Consider the following 15096-nt stretch of genomic DNA (forward strand, 5'->3'; position numbering starts at 1 on the left):
CAGAACTACCTCGACCAGCGCGAGATGCCCGGCTGGCCCGCGATGACCCAGGAGCAGGCCCAGGCTGCCGAGGCCCGGGCGCAGCTGGAGCAAATGGGGGCCACGGTGACCGAGCAGCCGGTGGCCCTGCACCTGCAGCGAGAACCCGCCCTGTTCATGACACTCCCCTGCCGGGCCCGCATCTCGGGGGTGGTTATCCGATGGTCAGCCGGTGGTCGAGTGCGGTGTGGCGGCGGCCGGCGCTGATGGTGCGGACTGCCTGGCCCAGGGCCTTGCGGGATCCGACGAGCACCACGAGTTTTTTGGCTCTGGTGACGGCGGTGTAGAGGAGGTTGCGCTGGAGCATGTTCCAGGCCGAGGTGGTCACGGGGATGACCACGGCCGGGTACTCGCTTCCTTGCGATCGGTGGATGGTGACGGCGTAGGCGTGTGCGAGTTCGTCCAGTTCGTCGAAGTCGTAGCTGATCTCTTCGTCCTCGTCTGTCATGACGGTGAGTTTTTGCTCTTCGGTGCTGAGGGCGGTGACCAGGCCGACGGTGCCGTTGAAGACGCCGTTCTCTCCTTTCTCGTAGTTGTTGCGGATCTGTGTGACCTTGTCGCCCACCCGGAACGTCCTCCCGCCGAAACGGCGTTCTGGCAGCCCTTCCCGGGCCGGTGTGACGGCGGCCTGGAGGAGGGTGTTGAGGTTGCCCGCGCCGGCCGGGCCCCGGTGCATGGGGGCCAGCACCTGGATGTCGCGGCGCGGATCAAGGCCGAACTTCCGGGGTATGCGCCGGGCCGCGACGTCGACGGTGAGACTGGCAGCGGTCTCGGTGTCGTCCTCCACGAAGAGGAAGAAGTCGGGCAGGCCATCGGTCAGGGGCGGCAGGCCCTGGTTGATCCGGTGGGCGTTGGTCACCACTCCGGACTGCTGGGCCTGCCGGAAGATTTTCGTCAGCCGTACCGAGGGGACGGGACTGTCGGCGGCGAGCATGTCGCGCAGTACCTCGCCGGCGCCGACCGAAGGCAGTTGGTCGACGTCCCCGACGAACAGCAGGTGGGCGCCGGGAGCTACCGCCTTGGCGAGCTTGTTGGCCAGGATCAAATCCAGCATCGATGCCTCGTCCACGACCACCAGGTCCGCTTCCAGCGGCCGGTCGCGGTCGTAGGCGGCGTCGCCGCCGGGTCTCAGCTCCAGCAGGCGGTGCACGGTCGAGGCCGGTGCCCCGGTGAGTTCCGACAGACGCTTGGCCGCCCGGCCTGTCGGAGCGGCGAGGACCACCTTCGCCTTCTTGGCCAGGGCGAGGGTCACGATCGACTTCACCGTGAACGACTTCCCGCACCCGGGGCCGCCTGTCAGGACCGCGACTTTCTCGGTCAGCGCCAGCTTCACCGCCTCCTGCTGCTCCAGCGCCAGCTCCGCACCCGTCCGCGCAGCAAGCCACGCGAGCGCTTTCGCCCAGTCGACCGGTTTCGGGCTGCGGCTGCCGAAGGCGGGCATCTTGTCGGCCTCCGTCCGCAGAAGCCTGAGCAGCTGGTTCGCCAGCGAGACCTCAGCCCGGTGGAAGGGCACCAGGTACACGGCCGTGACCGGTTCGCCATCCGGGCCGGGAACGCTCTCGCGGACCACGCCGTCCTCGGTGACGAGCTCGGCCAGGCAGTCGATGACCAGCCCGGCATCGACCTGCAGGAGTTTCACGCCGTCGGAGATCAGGCGCTCTTCGGGAAGGAAGCAGTTGCCCTGGTCACTGCTCTGCGAGAGCGCGTATTGCAGGCCCGCCTTGACGCGCTCAGGACTGTCGTGCGGGATCCCCACAGCCTGGGCGATCTTGTCAGCGGTCAGAAAGCCGATGCCCCACACGTCGCTGGCCAGCCGGTAGGGCTCGTTCTTGACCACGCCGATCGAACTGTCGCCGTACTTTTTGAAGATCCGCACGGCCAGTGAGGTGGAGACGCCGACACCCTGCAGGAAGACCATCACCTCCTTGATGGACTTCTGCTCCTCCCACGCCGCCGTGATCAACGCGGTCCGCTTGGGACCCAGGCCCGGCACCTCGATCAGCCGCCCCGGCTCCTCCTCAATGACATCGAGGCTCTCGAGACCGAAGTGCTCCACGATCCGCTCGGCGAAACGAGGACCGATCCCCTTGATCAACCCGGAACCCAGGTAACGCCGGATGCCCTGGATCGTGGCCGGCAGCACCGTGGTGTAGTTCTCCACCGTGAACTGCTTGCCATACTGCGGATGCGACCCCCACCGCCCATACAACCGCAACGACTCACCAGGCTGCGCACCGAGCAGCGCCCCGACCACCGTCAGCAGATCGTTCGCACCACGCCCGGTATCGACCCGAGCCACCGTGTAACCGGTCTCCTCGTTCGCGAAGGTAATGCGCTCCAGCACCCCCTCCACCTCCGCAAGCTGCCGCGGTACCGCCTGCGGTCCACTCAAACCCATCCTCGTACTCCCCTCCCGTGCCCGCGGCACCCCTGGACCTACGCTACCCACCCCCTCACCCAGCTCTGCCGCAAGGCGTACCCCACACGTCATCGCCCCGGTGCCGGCCAACACGTGCGGCGCACACTGTGCTTGTGCCTTTCCACAGCTGGTACCGGCATATCACCCTCGCCTCGTTCCTGGCCGTCAGCGACGACCAGGCCGCATGTGAGAACGGTCCACTGACGACCAGCCAGTTCGGCATCCCACGTACCACGGTTGCACACGTGCAGGTAGGGGCCCCGCCAGACCCCGCCAACCCCATTGAGCCCATGCTGACCGCCTCGTCGAAGTAGGGCAGTGGCAGGCAGGTGATACGGACATCACGATCATGGTCCACGCGGGCTACGACGCTCCGCGCCTGGCCCACCTGCTGGCGGACCCGTCGAGAGGGCCGCACGCCCTCATGGTCACCGCCCCACGAGTAGATCCGGTACGTGGGCGAGCGTCAGATGAGCGCCACGGCCTGGGTGCCTGACCACCGTCTGCCCTGCCATCAGGCCAGGTCGGACAGCAGTGCGTCAAGGACGGTCTCTTCCTCGATGCGGACGCCCAGTTCCTCAAGCGCGTCGGGTAGACGCGGATCCCAGGGGGCTTCGGCCGGTCGTCCGGTGAGGGGTGGGCCGCCCCGATGGGGGAGGGCCGCGGCACGGTAGTCAGCAGTCGTATAGCGCCAGGGCAGCCATGGGACGCGGCGCAGCAGCGCGGAGGCGATGCGCAAGCCTCCCCAGTCAAAGTCGCCGTGGTAGTACAACGTGGTTCCGCCTTGGTGCAGCTGCCGCAAGAGAGTGACGGCGGCTACCGAGGGCTGTCCCTGGAGGCAGATCAACGGGGCGGAGTCGGCGCCGTGGACATCGGCCGCCGCCGCTATCACGGTCGGGTTCTCGCAGATCCGGATCGATGGGGCGGAGATGCCGGGAGGGTTGCGGATGAGCTGCCGCAGGGTCAGGACGTACGGTTCGCCCGCGTCGGCCGCCCAGTCCAGGGCGGGAGTGCCCCGCAAGTTCAGGGTGAGGACGGTCGAGGACAGCTCGTCTCGCAGCAACCCGGCCGACGCCCAGGCCTCCCGGCGCCATTCGGCGCCCGCGCCATCGGGGAAACCGGTCAGTGCTCGTACTCCTGCCAGGGTGACGGTGGCCAGCGGGGTGTCGTCGTCGAGAGCGTGGGCAGCGCCCAGGAATCGGGCTGCGAAGGCGGGAAGCGAGACGGGCGGGTCGACGGGGAGGCCGCGCAGGACGGTGGCGACCTGACCGAGGAGGGCATGTGCGGCGTCGGGTGTGCCCACGAGACGTCGCAACAGACCATCACCGCGCATACGACCGGTCCACGAGTCGAGAGCCGGGATCTCGTCCGCGAGGGCGATCAGCGGGAGGTACGCCTCCTCCCAGGCCCTCGCATCGGCTTCCTTCGCTCTGTCGAGTGAAACGACCGGCCCTGTGAGGGCCGTGACAGCGGAGGCGAGCCCGTTCGGGCTCACGCCGGAGCGGCGCAGCAAGGCATCCACGTCTTCGAGCCGAACGGTCAGGGATCGGCCGCTGCCCGGAGAGCGGCCAAGCAGCCGTTCGACTGCTGTCCGCTGCCCCTCGGTCGGGCCGCTGAGGGACACCGGGCCCGTGAGCGGCTGCTCGCGCTCCAGGCGCCGGCGCACCCGGTCTACCAGCCAGCTCGTACTGGGGTCGCCCAGCAGGCGCCGCAAGCGGGCCCTGTCGGCGGATACGCCATCGGACATCACGTCGACAACGGCTCCGATCCCGCCACGTCGGCTTGCGCACCCTCGGTCACGTCCGGAGGTCTGACCGGGTCCTCACGGCGCTGCCGCCTCGTGCCGTCCCACTCCCAGCGGGTGACGAGCACTGCCGCCACCTCGTCGATCCGCGACAGCTGGGCGATGGCGACGCCGGGTACCTGCGGGTAGCAGGCCCACTCGCGTTCGCTGGTCATCACCACGTCCAGATCGAACGCATGCAGTAGCCCGAGGCACTTGGCGCGCGAGTCGTCGTCCACCCCTGCGAACGCCTCGTCGAGAGTTACCAGGCGCGGGGCGTGTGGACTGGCCGCGCTGGCGTAGTGCGAGGAGGCCGCGGCGAACAGCGGCACGGACACCGCCAGAACCCGCTCGCCGCCTGATGCAGGGCCGGTGGCCGGGACCCAGCGGCCGTGCTGGTGTCGCTCGACCCCGAATTCGTGCCAGGTGCGGTAGTCAAGTGCGACGGTGAGGTGTTCGAGCCAGCTGCCGGAGGTGTCCTCCGTCTGCTGCCGGGCGATCTGCATCTGCAGGAACTCGCCCACGGCAGTCCGGTCCTCCGCGGTCCAGGCATCGGCGGACTGACGCAACCGCTCGCGCGCCGGGAGGAGCCCGGACGGGGCTCTGCGGGAGGCCCTCCAGACGAGCCGCAGCTTCATACCCGTGGAGGTTGGCCGGTGCTCCAGCTCGGCGTTCATGTCGCGCACCTGCCGTTCGGCGGCCCCGATGAGTTCCTGGAGGGTGCCCGCCACCTCGGTGATCAGGTGGGTTTCGAGGATCTCCCGTTCGTGGGACGACAGGATGCGGGTGAGTTCGCCGACCTCGATGCCGAGCGCATCGGCCAGTTCCGGTACGGCGCGTTCCCTGCCCTGGTAGACGATGTCGACGACCATGCCGTCCTCGACCATCCGGGCGGAGGCGGTGTGTCCGTGCCGGGACAGGGTGTCCTGCAGGGTCTTGAGTTCCTCGCTCAGTCGGCGCTGTACACGTTCCCAGGCAGCGTCCGAGTCGTCGACCGCGGACAGGCCCGACTCGATCGCTCGGGCGAGCACGATCGCCGGGGTGGCCGCCCAGGGGCCGTCGTCCGCGGCCGGAACGGGGAGCTCTGGTACGGCAACGGAGATCAGGCCGGTGGCGGTGAACCGCTGGAGCCCCGCGATCGCCTCCGCACGTGCCTCGGACGCGCCCGCAAGTCCCTTCTCCAGCTGCTCGATGCGTCCCTCCGCCCTGCTCGCCTCCCTGTCTGCCTCGGCATGCTGCTTTCGCGTGAGCCGCTGGTCTGCGGCGCAGACGCTCAGGGCCTCGGCCGTCTCGGTGAGCCGTCGTTCGAGCTCCGCGACGGCGGCTCCGACGGTGGAGCGCAGTGTGGTGTGACGCTCGTCCGCCGCGGCCGCCTCGCGCCCGGCCTCCTCGGTGCGCAGCGCGAGTTCGGCGGTCCGCTCCTGTGCCTGCACGGCTTCGGCCCCTTCCTCCTCGGCCTGGCGGGCCGCCTCTCCGCGTTCGCGAAGGATCGGCCACAGGGCGGCCAGGGCCACGGCGAGGGAACCGTGGGCCCGGCGTACCTCGGCGAGACCGGCCCGGTCGTGGGGCAGCCCGAGTTCAGCGGCGGTCCCGGTGAGTTCGGTGGCGGCTGCTTCGGCCCGCTCGGCCGCCTCCAGGACGTCTGCGGCCCGCTCCTCACATCGCACGCGGGTCCGGCGCACTCCATCGGCGGAAGCGGCCACTTGGGCGTGCGCCCGGGCGAGGGGGCTCTCGTCGGGCACGCGGGACAGCTCGGCGTCGATGGTGCGGCGCCGCGCGGCCACGTTCTCGGACTGCGCCCCGACTTCACCGGACTCCTGCTGGAGTAGATCGAGTTCACCCCGCAGGACGGCGATACGGGACCTCCGCGCAGCCTCTCGTGCTCCCTCACCGACGTACTGGGCAGCGGGTTTGGCCCAGCGGCCCGTGAGCGTGCCGACACGGAAGGACCCGTCCGACCCCGTCCAGGTGTCTGCTCCGCCGTCTCCTCCCGCGCCGATGGCATCGAGCAGCCGTGCCACCGTGGCTTCGCCCACCGTCGCCGCACGGGTGTCGCCGGCGTCCACCGCCGGACGCAGCAGTGCGCCGAGCGAGGTGCCGGTCACCGGCCCGGTCGTCGGGGAGAGGAGTACGTCGTGACCCTCTGCGGTGAGGGCCGAGCCGTCGGGAAGCACCCACGCGTCCAGCAGCCCGGAGGCTTCCAGTGCCGCCTCCAGTCCGGCGCGCTCCTGGCCCGTGAGCTCCTCCCGAAAGTCCACCAGCCGCCACAGCGGTGCGCCGGGCAGTTGGTCACGCAGGCCCGGGGTGCGGGTGTGCGGGGGCTGGGGCCCTCGTCGGCCGCCCGCCTCCAGAGCGGTCAGCTCCTCCCGGACCCGGGCCGTGCGCGCCGCCAGCGCCACCGCCCGGCGCGCCGCTTCGGCTGCCTGATCGGCCAGCAGCGCCGAGGTCTCGCCATGGGCCCGTACCGCCCGGGTGCGGGCCGGGTAGGGCCCGTCGAGGTGCCCCGTCCACTCCTGGAGTTCGTCGAGCAGGCCGGTCAGGTCGGGGTAGTCCAGCTCGGTGCAGGCGCGGGCGTGTTCCCGTACGTCGTCCAGCAGGGCCTGCCCGGCCCGTACGGCGGTTTCCTCGGTCAAGCCGTGCGCCGCGGTGCTGTGGTCGAGATCGGCGTTCGCCTCGTCGAGGCGGATGGATGCCCGGCGCCGGCCCTCGGCGGCGCGCTCGGCCCTCTCCGCGAGGTCCTCCGCGTGGGCGAGCGCGCGCTCGGCCCGTTCCGTCTCCTCCTCGGTCATCCGTCGCAGTTCGGACTCCGCTGGCCCGTCGTCCCCGGGCAGGTCGATCCGTGCGGCAGCGGCCGCCTCCCGTGCTTGAGCGATTGTGCTCTCGGCCAGCCGGCCGGCGGCCTGCAGCCGGTTGTCGGCGGCCTGCAGCCGCCCGCGGGCCCGGGTGTGCAGCGCCGCGGCCTGGTCTCGGTCGTCCCGGGCACGGTCCAGGGCCTGTTCCGCACGTTCCACCGCCTTGGCCGCTTGCTCCAGCTCGCGGGCGCTGCGCATCTCGGGTCCCTCGCGCAAGGCCGCGTCCTGGGCTCGCAGGCGGGCCTCGGCCTCCTCCAGGACCGAGATCCGTTCCTCGGCTGCCGCCCTGTCCTCCTGGGCACGTGTCTGTTGTACCTGTGCCTCGGCGAGGTCCCGCTGCAGGTGCTCGTAGCGGGAGTGCTCGACGCGCGGGAGACGCGCGCGCCGCCGGGTGGCGATGCGTGCGTAGCGCCGGTAGTGGTCCAGGAAGGCGGTGGCAGCCCGCTCGGCGGCGGAGGCCGCGGCCAATTCCTCCTTCTCCTCGTCCAGGGATCGGAAGGCCTCGGCCACGTCGGCGATGACCGCCTGGTCCATGGGTGGCAGCGCCTCCGTGAGGGCCCGGGACAGAGCTGCCTCGTTGGGGCGCTTGGACAGCTGCGGCTGGCGCAGCTGGATGAGCAGATCCACCAGTGCGCCGTAGCGCTGCTCGCCCAGTCCGAAGAGTGCCTCGTCGACGGCCCTGCGGTAGGTCTTCGCCTGGTCGTAGACCAGGCCGTACCCGGCGACGGCTTCGGCGAGCCGGTCCCGGGACAGCGCTGTGCCGGTGGCGTCGAGCAGGCTGAGTGACGTCTCGGCTGCGGCAGCGGCCTCCTGGCCGTGGTCGACCCGCTGACTGGTGAGTGCGTACCAATGACGTGCGATGCCCCGCCCGCTGACCGCCTTGAGGCCGCAGAGCAGCGTACGGAAGTGCTGCTCGCCGCTCGTCTCGTCCCGCCTGCCGAACTCGATCCACGTGTAGCCGAGCCGCTCGGAGTGCGGATGCTCCCCGCCGAGGAGGAGGTTCCACTCCATCCGCTTGCCCGGGTCGCCGTCGGGTTCGACTCGGCGTGAGCTGAGGTCACCGTCGAGCAGGAAGGGCAGGGTCAGGGCGAGCACCTTGGACTTGCCGGTGCCGTTGTTGCCGCGCAGGAGCAGCCGCCCGTCCCGGAAGTGGAACTCCTCGACGTCGTAGTGGAAGAGGTCGACGAGGCCGATGCGCATCGGCTGCCATCGGGAGCGCAGCGGGGTGGGGAGGCGGGTCACGGCGTGCGGGCCTTTCGCTGCGCGGGCATACGTGCGGTACCTGGTTCGAGTACGACGGTCTCGCCGACCGCGTACCGGGCGAGGGCCGGCCGTGGGGCCACCCCGTGGGCCGTACGGGAGACCAGCCCGAGGGCGGCGAGTCGGGCGACGGCCTGTTCCACGAGTTCGGCCTCCATGCCGGGCTCCCGTGCGGACTTGGCCCAGAATCCGCCGTGCTCGGCGGCGAGTTCCCGGACCCTGACCGCCAGCTGTTCGCCGGCAACGGGACCGCCGGCCGCGGCCAGGTGCTCGGCGAGCAGCAAGGTGATGTGGCCGTGGGTGCCCTGTTCGGGCATGCGGACGTCGGTGAGGTCGTCGTCGGGGTCGACCATCGCGATGCCTTCGGCGCGCACCTCGGGGACCAGTCCGGTCAGCTCGGTGATGCGGGTGGTGAGGAAGCCCCTCTGGCGGGTGAGGTAGCCGAGCTCGGAGTCGGTCAGCTCGTCGTAGTACAACACGGGGTCGTCCAGCAGCCTGCGGGTCAGTGAGCGCCGCATCGCGCGGAAGCGCAGTTCGTCGCTGTCCAGAGCGGTCTCGGCCGCGAGTTGGGCCAGCCGGTCACCGAGCGCCTGCGTGTGCACGGTGGAGGGGCCGCGGCGCGCGGCGAGCAGCCCGGCCAGCACTCGGCGTTCCACGTCGTACAGGACGTCGCCGGCTCCGCTGACGTACGCGTCCTCGTCGCCGGCCACGCGCCGCAGCACTCCGAGGCCGAGCAGGAGCCGTACGACAGCGGCGAGGTCGAGGCGCTCGTCCCGGCGGTCCAGGGTGAACTGGATGCCCGCACGAGCGAGGTGGGGGTCGGCGGCGTCGATCACCACCTGGTCGGCGAGGCGGCCGAGTGCGATCTGCGCCTCGCCGCGTTCGAGGGCGGCAAGGGCGAGGCAGAGCAGGACGTAGCGGCGCCGTGTGAACGGGGCGGCCGCGCGGCTCGCCTCGCGCGCGGGGTGTGTCGGGTCGCTGAGAGCTCCCGGTATCTTCCGCAGGCGGGCGGCCTCGGCATCCGTCTGGAGCGACCACCCGGTATTGCGGTCGAACCACTCACGCAGTTCGGAGGCATGTCGCCGGACGAGACGGAACTCGTCGGCGTACCGGCCGTGGGCCAGCAGCAGAGGCTGCTTGAGCAGGGCACGAGCAGCCTTGCGGAGATCGGCTGCGTGCTGGCCGTCGAGCACCTCGGCGAGCGGGGTCCCGTTCATCGATCGCCGACTCCGTTCGTCAGGTCGATGATCTCGATGAGATGGTCGGGACCCCGGAAGATGCCTTCGGGTGTCCGGATCTCCGCGGTTCCGCCATCGGCGACAGCGGTGAGTCGGATCTCCATGGAGCCGTCGTTGCTGGTGGCCGCGGTGTGCCGCATACCGGGCCGCCAGGTGGCCAGCGCGTCGCCTAGGAGTTGGAGGAAGAGCCCGAAGGAGGAGGGATCGAGTTCACCGACCCCGGACAGCCGGGTGATCCCGTCCGTGACGAGCCGGGCGCGCGCCGCCGCGGTCTCGGCGGCCTGCTTGGCGGCTATCTCGGCGAGTCCGCGGCGTCGCTCCTCCCGGTCCTCGACCTTGCGGGGTTTGCCGCGCCGCTCGTAGCTGCCGGTGCGGCGCAGCTGGGGGCTGATCCGCAGCGGCTCGGCCTCGGCCCACGGGGTGGCCGCGGGCACAGGCCGTGCCGCACGGGCGGCCAGCGTTTCGGCGTCTACGGTGAGGTGCCGGGCGGGATACAGCCCGAAGGCGGTGCGCCACAGCCGGTGGCGGGCGTCGTCGTCGGGTGCCTCGGCGAACCAGCGGGCCAGGGTACGGAAGTCGGCGGACCGGTCGGAGCGTCCGGCTCTGCGTTCGTTCAGCGACCGCACGACGGCCAGGAGCTGGGGAATCGCACCGAGGGCCCTGCCGCGCAGCAGCCTGGCCTGCGACTCGCGTCCGTCCCTGCTGATGAACCATGCCGCGAGGCCGGCCCAGCGCCCCTCCCACCGTTCATACGCCTCCTTCTCCGCGTGCTCGACCTCTTCCGGCGAGGCATCGGCCGCCTCGCGGACGGCGGCAGCCCGCAGCAGCGGCCCGATACTCCCGTCGTCTTCCAGCTCCAGGATCAGCCGCGCGATGCGCCCCCCAAGGGTGATCAGATCCTGGATGAACCGCTCCAGGTACTGGATGAGCCGGTCTTTGTAGGCGAGGAACACCTCCTCTTCCACATCATGGAGGTCGATGGTTCGCTGCAGGGACCCCATGAAGGCGCGGGCGTTGTCGGCGAGCGCGGCGAACCGGCTCGCGAGCGCGTCAAGCGCCAGATGCGTTTTGGCCTGATCCGGCTGTTCTTCAGCTGCCAAGACAAGCAGGGCCCGCAACTGGGTCACGATGTCGTGCAGGGCGACGGCCTGCAGCGCACCGCGCCGCCCGAGCGCCTCGTCGTAAACGCCCAACGCCTCCTCGGCCGCTTCCCCGGCCCGGGTGAGCTGGTAGATGTACCGCTTCCGGTAGAAGTCTTCGACAGCGGTGACCCGGGCAGTGTCGGGATCGGCCCGCAGATTCCCCCAGCCGACGAGGCTGTCCAGTGCCTTGACCACGGCTTCCAGCTCGGCGGGCCGCGCGTCGGCCGGCAGCGCGGCGTGCACGTCCTCCGGACGCAGATGGACGGCGAACCGCTCCTTGGCCACGACGAAGGCCCGCATCACCTGCCGGTAGAGACCTGTGTTCTGCACGGTGAGGTGGGCGAAGGGGTTGTAGCTGTCCGGTCGAGGCTCCGGGGCAGTGGTGGTGACGCTCATCGCGGCCATTGTCCCCCAGCAGACGGAGCGGACGACAGGGACGAAAGCACTTGGCTGATTCGCAACGCGGTGTGTGCCCTCCCGGACCCCCGCCCGGACCGTACACGGGACGTCGTCGATGCCCTTGGCCAGCTGCGCGCGGTCGCCATGTGACCGTACGCGCCCACTCGTGCACAGAACCGCGGCCACTTTGTCCCAGCTGAGCCGCCCTACGCGCGTGCCAACACATGGTGAGGAATCTCCTTCAGGCGGCTCGGGCCTCTCCCCTCATATATCCGAAGTGCGGCTCGTGTCGCGCACGAGTGGACATCACGTAGTACTGGAGTTTCGCAGTTTTCATGATCGGCTGCCGGGTGGCCGGTGACCCTGTGTGAGATCCGCTGAACAGGCCCGCGCACGAAGGGGCGTGGCGGGACTACCACTTCCACCGAGTCCCCCTGCAGCGCGAGCAGGCCGATGCCAAAGAATTCCGCGCGCAGCACGGCATCATCCTTGCGCCGCAATGCGCCCTCCACTACTACCGCGCGAGAACAGAACGGAGTAAATCGCTCGGCCTTCTCCATCGCCGACTCCCAACTTCGGCCGGGCACGAACGCCATATCGATGTGGACAGGATGCGCCGCTCGGCGGGTGACCGCCCCGTCCCTCCGGACCACCGCGCCCTTCGGAAGCGACTTCAGCACCCGCCGCTCCCGCTCACTCAAGGAGTCGGCAGGAACCTGCTCGCCCAGGGGCAGCGACATGAGGAGGTCCAGCACGTCAGGTCTCGTCAGCGGCGGCATCCCATCAGCTGCCCGCCGCTCCCGCTCGCGCACGTCAGAGCGATAGGCCACAACGGCTTCCGTACCGAAGGCCTCGACGAGCGCCAGCTTCGCCTCCCGGGGCACGAGGTCGCAGGGAGCCAGCGCACCTGCGACGACATCCATCTGCTCTCGCGCCATGACCGACATGAACCAACCCGCTCTCGTCTCGAACCGACACCCTCGTCCGCGGTGCCTCTGCCCGCTCCTGCTTACACTCAGGCCCCCATCACCGGAAGCACGAGCGGCCCACCGTTCACGCGATCCACTCGCCAGGCCCCTCCTGGCCGCAGCCGAGCGGGATCACAAGGCCTAACCAGCCTTCCCCTGACCAAGACACCGGAACGCCTCTGTACGGAAAGCCAGGCTAGTACGGGCACTCGCTCTGCCCATGGCCGCCTCCTCGGATGATCGGGAAACGGGCAGCACACGCCACAGGCCGATCAGCAAGCGTCCACGGCGGCCACCAGCGAGCGACTGCGAGCCTAAGGGCTGTCCCGTAAATGATCTTTGGGTCGGCCTGGACGTGGCTGTTCGCTGTGCGGCCCGTCCGCCTATCCGGCGAGGGCGAGGTTGTGCATGCGGGCGATGCCGAGCATGGCGTGGTGGACGCCGTCGCCTTTGAGGCGGCAGTCGCGGAGGATCTTCCAGGTCTTCATGCGGGCGAAGACGTGCTCGACGCGGGCGCGGACCTGCTTGTGGGACTTGTTGTGTGCCTGCTTCCAGTCGGGCAGTTCTTCGCCTTTGCGTCGGCGGTGTGGCATGACGAGTCCGGTGCCCGGGTAGCCGCCGTCGGCGATCGTGAGGGTCTTGCCGACGGCGGCTTTGGCTCCGGATTCCTCCCAGGCCTTGCAGTCGTTGCGGTTCCCGGCGAGCGGCCGGCCGACCACGACGACCAGTCGGGTGTCGGCGTCAATGACGACCTGGTGGTTCGTGGAGTACCGGTAGTCTTCGACTGCGCGGCGATCGCGTGGTCTCGGGTGGGCACCAGGGTGCCGTCCACGATCAGCACGGTGTCCTTGGCGAACCGCTTGCGGGGCTGGAGCGCGAGCATCGGCCCGAGATGGTCGATGATGCGGTCCGCTGCGGACTTCGAGACCCCGAAGAGCGGGGCGAGCTGGCGCATCGTCAAGTTCGTGCGCCAGTACGCAGCGACCAGCAGGGCCCGGTCCTCCAGCGGAAGGCTCCACGGCCGGCCCTTGCGGACCCCATCAGCCCCCTCGCGCCGCAGCACCGTCACGAGCTTCCCGAAGCAGCGCGGGCTCAGCCCGGTGAACGGGGCTATCCAAGACGGCTCCGACGCCGTGATCACACCAGCCACGCCAAGATCATCTCACCCGCGGCCAGCAGTTACGGGACAACCCTTAGCCACCGCAAGCGGCCATGCCTACATCTGTCCGAGTCTTCGCCGCCGTCAGCCCACCCCTCAGTCTCTTCCGACCGCGCCAGGCGGAGCGCGGCTGAGAGCATGTCCGTGAGGTATTCGTGCGGTGGGGAGTTCAAGTGCCACAACAGGTCAACGAACGGCAGCAACAGGTACTGCAATGGGTCGGCCGAGGCTGCCCTGACGGCGTATGGGAAGGAACTGGATACAAACTCAGCTGCCAGGCCCTACACAGCCGTGGACTTGTCAGAGTCTCCAAGCGGCAAGGCAAGTGGTCCGTCGTGCTCACCGAGGCCGGCCAGCAGTATCTGGAGCACGGGTCTCAACCGCTGGAACAGCCTCGTGGCGAGAACACCGCTCCCCCGCCACGGGCGAAAATCCAGTCATCCGACATGGCCAAGATCGAGAATTCCGGCACCAAGGCAGCCCTGCCCCTGCCGGTGCAGCGGACCAGGCCACTTCCGCGCAAGAAGGCCAAGACCGTTACAGAGCAGCTCCTGGAAGAGCTCGCGGAGGCCGGCGGCCGTATCGTCAAACGCGAAGCCAGTGGTCGGGAGACCGAGAAATGGCCAATCCGCGTTGCCGCGGCACGCCGGTCCGGAAAGATCCCCGCGACGAAGGAACTGCACGCAGGCTGGTGCAACGACGGATATGAAATCCGGCTCGTCGACACCCCCGCCTGGCGCTTTGCCGTGCTGCCGCCCGTCCCCGTACCGGCACGGCTCACTACGCCGCATCCGGTGGTCAAAGCGCTGCAGGCGCACCCCCAGCCCATGGCCCTGACCAAAGCTGTACAGGGCAGAGCCTTCCGCCTCATCCACGCATTGCTCACCGCAACGCAGAAGCTGGGGTACGCCAGCGCATTCGGCACGGCCGACAGTGCCCCCGCACCACACCGCCGGCGAAACGGCCCGCCCCACTTCACCATCACGGCCCAAGGTCAGCGATGCGATTTCCTCATCCTGCAGGAACAGGACCGCACCGAACACATCCCCACGAAGAAGGAACTCTCGGACGCCGAGAAGCACTCCTGGGTCAGGATTCCCCGGTACGACACCTCCCCCGCCGAACGTCTACGAATCTGTGTCGGCGGCGGGCTGCGACACAGGGCTGGCGAGTGGGCCGATATGGCCGCCTGCCCGCTTGAGGACCAGCTCGCCGAGATCGTGCAGGAAGTGGGGCTTCGGGGCGAGGCCGCCGAGCGCAAACGACTGGCCGATCTGGAGGCAGCGCGGGAAAAGCGGCTGCAGTGGGAGGCCGCAATGCGACGGGCAAAGATCGACTTCGCCGAGGCGGCCCGAGTCCAGCATCTCGAAGCGCAGGAACGGGCATGGCGCCGCGCAACGGGTCTGGCCGAGTACATCGGCGCCCTCCGTATCCACGCACAGACCTTGGCGACCGGTCCGGAGAGAGACGGAGCCGAGGCATGGATCGCCTGGGCTGCCGATCATGTGGAGCGCCTAAACCCGCTCAACGGGACGCTCCGCCTACCCGAGATTCCTGAACCGCGCGCCAGCGACCTACAGCCGTTCCTGCACGGGTGGAACCCCTACGGTCCCGGCTACTAGGCCCCGCCGATTGTCACAGAGCGTATTCATGGAGAGAAGGCAGAGCGCGGGCCTCACACCGACCGGCTCTGTTGCCCACTACCGAAAAGGGTGCCGCCCAGAGCAGGATCGCGATCTGCTCCGAGGAGTCGCCGTCGATGCCTGACGACTCGTCAGGCATCGACGGCGGCGTGCGTCAAACGTGCGTCACGAGCGTCAAATCTGCGTCAAGATAT

At 69.6% G+C, this 15096-nt stretch carries 7 protein-coding genes and 1 pseudogene; 1 reads left to right on the plus strand and 7 read right to left on the minus strand.

What is annotated here, in order from left to right; all coding sequences use genetic code 11:
• Positions 1–193 precede the first annotated feature (193 nt).
• From recD2 to OG435_RS43255, 7 genes and pseudogenes are all read right to left on the minus strand, one after another.
• Positions 194–2437 (minus strand): SF1B family DNA helicase RecD2, encoded by a 2244-nt coding sequence (recD2, locus tag OG435_RS43225; protein ID WP_266886572.1) that lies wholly within the window; start codon positions 2435–2437, stop codon positions 194–196.
• 535 nt (positions 2438–2972) lie between these two features.
• Positions 2973–4205: a TIGR02679 family protein gene (locus tag OG435_RS43230; protein ID WP_266886055.1), complete on the minus strand. Its 1233-nt coding sequence runs from the start codon at positions 4203–4205 to the stop codon at positions 2973–2975.
• Positions 4205–8335, minus strand: coding sequence for a TIGR02680 family protein (locus OG435_RS43235; RefSeq protein ID WP_266886057.1), 4131 nt, complete (start codon positions 8333–8335; stop codon positions 4205–4207). The genes OG435_RS43230 and OG435_RS43235 overlap by 1 nt, the downstream gene beginning before the upstream one ends.
• Positions 8332–9570: a TIGR02678 family protein gene (locus tag OG435_RS43240; RefSeq protein ID WP_266886059.1), complete on the minus strand. Its 1239-nt coding sequence runs from the start codon at positions 9568–9570 to the stop codon at positions 8332–8334. The genes OG435_RS43235 and OG435_RS43240 overlap by 4 nt, the downstream gene beginning before the upstream one ends.
• Positions 9567–11129, minus strand: coding sequence for a TIGR02677 family protein (locus OG435_RS43245; RefSeq protein WP_266886061.1), 1563 nt, complete (start codon positions 11127–11129; stop codon positions 9567–9569). The genes OG435_RS43240 and OG435_RS43245 overlap by 4 nt, the downstream gene beginning before the upstream one ends.
• Positions 11130–11338: 209 nt before the next feature.
• The gene (locus OG435_RS43250; RefSeq protein WP_266886063.1) at positions 11339–12070 is read right to left on the minus strand and encodes a hypothetical protein; all 732 of its coding nucleotides are present in this window, start codon (positions 12068–12070) and stop codon (positions 11339–11341) included.
• 413 nt (positions 12071–12483) lie between these two features.
• Positions 12484–13250: pseudogene (locus tag OG435_RS43255) on the minus strand (transposase).
• A gap of 344 nt (positions 13251–13594) precedes the next feature.
• On the opposite strand from OG435_RS43255, the gene OG435_RS43260 reads away from it, so the two are divergent.
• The gene (locus OG435_RS43260) at positions 13595–14881 is read left to right on the plus strand and encodes a hypothetical protein (RefSeq protein ID WP_266886065.1); all 1287 of its coding nucleotides are present in this window, start codon (positions 13595–13597) and stop codon (positions 14879–14881) included.
• Positions 14882–15096 lie beyond the last annotated feature (215 nt).

Source organism: Streptomyces sp. NBC_01264, assembly GCF_026340675.1.
In the GTDB taxonomy this organism is placed as follows: Bacteria; Actinomycetota; Actinomycetes; order Streptomycetales; family Streptomycetaceae; genus Streptomyces.

Excerpts from the sequence above, each read along its gene's own strand:
- OG435_RS43245 (WP_266886061.1), bottom strand. The coding sequence starts at position 11,129 with ATGAGCGTCACCACCACTGCCCCGGAGCCTCGACCGGACAGCTACAAC.
- OG435_RS43230 (WP_266886055.1), bottom strand. The coding sequence starts at position 4,205 with ATGTCCGATGGCGTATCCGCCGACAGGGCCCGCTTGCGGCGCCTGCTG.
- OG435_RS43240 (WP_266886059.1), bottom strand. The coding sequence starts at position 9,570 with ATGAACGGGACCCCGCTCGCCGAGGTGCTCGACGGCCAGCACGCAGCC.
- OG435_RS43250 (WP_266886063.1), bottom strand. The coding sequence starts at position 12,070 with ATGGCGCGAGAGCAGATGGATGTCGTCGCAGGTGCGCTGGCTCCCTGC.
- recD2 (WP_266886572.1), bottom strand. The coding sequence starts at position 2,437 with ATGGGTTTGAGTGGACCGCAGGCGGTACCGCGGCAGCTTGCGGAGGTG.